Genomic DNA, 2,970 nt, shown 5'->3' with positions numbered 1-2,970 from the left:
AGTTAACTTAAAGTTAAAGTGAGAACTCATCTCGAGGCTCGCTTCCCGCTTAGATGCTTTCAGCGGTTATCGATTCCGAACGTAGCTACCGGGCAATGCAATTGGCATCACAACCCGAACACCAGCGGTTCGTCCACTCCGGTCCTCTCGTACTAGGAGCAGCCCCTCTCAATTCTCAAACGCCCACGGCAGATAGGGACCGAACTGTCTCACGACGTTCTAAACCCAGCTCGCGTACCACTTTAAATGGCGAACAGCCATACCCTTGGGACCGACTTCAGCCCCAGGATGTGATGAGCCGACATCGAGGTGCCAAACACCGCCGTCGATATGAACTCTTGGGCGGTATCAGCCTGTTATCCCCGGAGTACCTTTTATCCGTTGAGCGATGGCCCTTCCATTCAGAACCACCGGATCACTATGACCTACTTTCGTACCTGCTCGACGTGTCTGTCTCGCAGTTAAGCTGGCTTCTACCATTACACTAACCGTACGATGTCCGACCGTACTTAGCCAACCTTCGTGCTCCTCCGTTACTCTTTGGGAGGAGACCGCCCCAGTCAAACTACCCACCAGGCACTGTCCACAACCCCGATAAGGGGCCTATGTTAGAACATCAAACATACAAGGGTGGTATTTCAAGGATGGCTCCACAACATCTAGCGACGCTGCTTCAAAGCCTCCCACCTATCCTACACATGTAGGCTCAATGTTCAGTGCCAAGCTGTAGTAAAGGTTCACGGGGTCTTTCCGTCTAGCCGCGGGTACACAGCATCTTCACTGCGATTTCAATTTCACTGAGTCTCGGGTGGAGACAGCGTGGCCATGGTTACACCATTCGTGCAGGTCGGAACTTACCCGACAAGGAATTTCGCTACCTTAGGACCGTTATAGTTACGGCCGCCGTTTACCGGGGCTTCGATCAAGAGCTTCGCCTAAGCTAACCCCATCAATTAACCTTCCGGCACCGGGCAGGTGTCACACCGTATACGTCATCTTACGATTTTGCACAGTGCTGTGTTTTTAATAAACAGTCCCAGCCACCTGGTCACTGCGGCTCCCGTCCGCTTAGAGAGTAAATCTCATCACAGATAGGAGCGTACCTTCTCCCGAAGTTACGGTACAATTTTGCCTAGTTCCTTCACCCGAGTTCTCTCAAGCGCCTTAGTATTCTCTACCTGACCACCTGTGTCGGTTTGGGGTACGATTCGAAATAATCTGAAGCTTAGAGGCTTTTCCTGGAAGTAGGGCATCATCAACTTCACTACCGTAGTAGCTCGTCTCGACTCTCAGCCTTAGCGACCCGGATTTTCCTAAGTCACCAGCCTACAGCCTTTCACATGGACAACCATCGCCATGCTTGATTAGCCTGCTCCGTCCCCCCATCGCAATTATTCCAAGTACGGGAATATTAACCCGTTTCCCATCGACTACGCTCTTCAGCCTCGCCTTAGGGGTCGACTTACCCTACCCTGATTAACATGGGATAGGAACCCTTGGTCTTCCGGCGTGCGGGTTTTTCACCCGCATTATCGTTACTCATGTCAGCATTCGCACTTCTGATACGTCCACCCAACTTTACAATTGAGCTTCAGCCGCTTACAGAACGCTCCCCTACCCCGCATACAAAGTATGCAGCCGTAGCTTCGGTGGTATGTTTAGCCCCGTTACATCTTCCGCGCAGGCCGACTCGACTAGTGAGCTATTACGCTTTCTTTAAAGGATGGCTGCTTCTAAGCCAACCTCCTAGCTGTTTTAGCCTTCCCACATCGTTTCCCACTTAACATACACTTTGGGACCTTAGCTGACGGTCTGGGTTGTTTCCCTCTCCACGATGGACGTTAGCACCCACCGTGTGTCTCCCGGATATTACTTTACGGTATTCGGAGTTTGCAAAGGGTTGGTAAGTCGGGATGACCCCCTAGCCTTAACAGTGCTCTACCCCCGTAAGTATTCGTCCGAGGCTCTACCTAAATAGATTTCGGGGAGAACCAGCTATCTCCCGGTTTGATTAGCCTTTCACTCCAAGCCACAGGTCATCCCCTAACTTTTCAACGTTAGTGGGTTCGGTCCTCCAGTTGATGTTACTCAACCTTCAACCTGCCCATGGCTAGATCACCGGGTTTCGGGTCTATACCTTGCAACTCAACGCCCAGTTAAGACTCGCTTTCGCTACGGCTACCCTAAACGGTTAACCTCGCTACAAAATATAAGTCGCTGACCCATTATACAAAAGGTACGCAGTCACCCTCGAGGGGCTCCTACTGCTTGTACGTACACGGTTTCAGGTTCTATTTCACTCCCCTCACAGGGGTTCTTTTCGCCTTTCCCTCACGGTACTGGTTCACTATCGGTCAGTTGGGAGTATTTAGCCTTAGATGATGGTCCACCTATATTCAGTCAAAGTTTCACGTGCTCCGACCTACTCGATTTCACTTTAGATAAGTTTTTGTGTACGGGACTGTCACCCTGTATCGTCAAACTTTCCAGAATGTTCCACTAACTACACTAAAGCTTAAGGGCTAATCCGATTTCGCTCGCCGCTACTTTCGGAATCTCGGTTGATTTCTTTTCCTACGGGTACTTAGATGTTTCAGTTCTCCGCGTTCGCCTCGTTAACCTATGTATTCAGTTAACGATACCTGCAAGCAGGTGGGTTTCCCCATTCGGAAATCCTAGTCTCAAGTGCCTCTTACTGGCTTGACTAGGCTTATCGCAAGTTAGTACGTCCTTCATCGCCTCCAACTGCCAAGGCATCCACCGTGTACGCTTAGTCACTTAACCATACAACCCAAAATGGTTTGTATCGTCAAAGACAGTTTTAACTTCGCCAGAAGTTAATATTGAATACTAAAGTAGACGCTAATAAACAACTTAATGTTTATCGGCATTGTTTTACTTTTGAAAACTCTTTTTAGAATTTCTTCTAAAAGAATTAATTATCAGCTTTTCCAAATTTTTAAAGAGCAA

General features: G+C 49.1%; 1 rRNA gene. It reads right to left on the bottom strand.

Going from position 1 to position 2,970, the window contains the following annotated elements:
- Window positions 1–2,784, bottom strand: a 23S ribosomal RNA gene (locus AC1HJP_RS21080); the annotation flags it as partial.
- Between the last annotated feature and the right edge of the window lie 186 nt (window positions 2,785–2,970).

This window comes from Pseudoalteromonas sp. NFXS53 (genome assembly GCF_056629255.1).
Note: the sequence above shows the minus strand (reverse complement) of the source record. Positions and strands in the feature narration are given on the sequence as shown.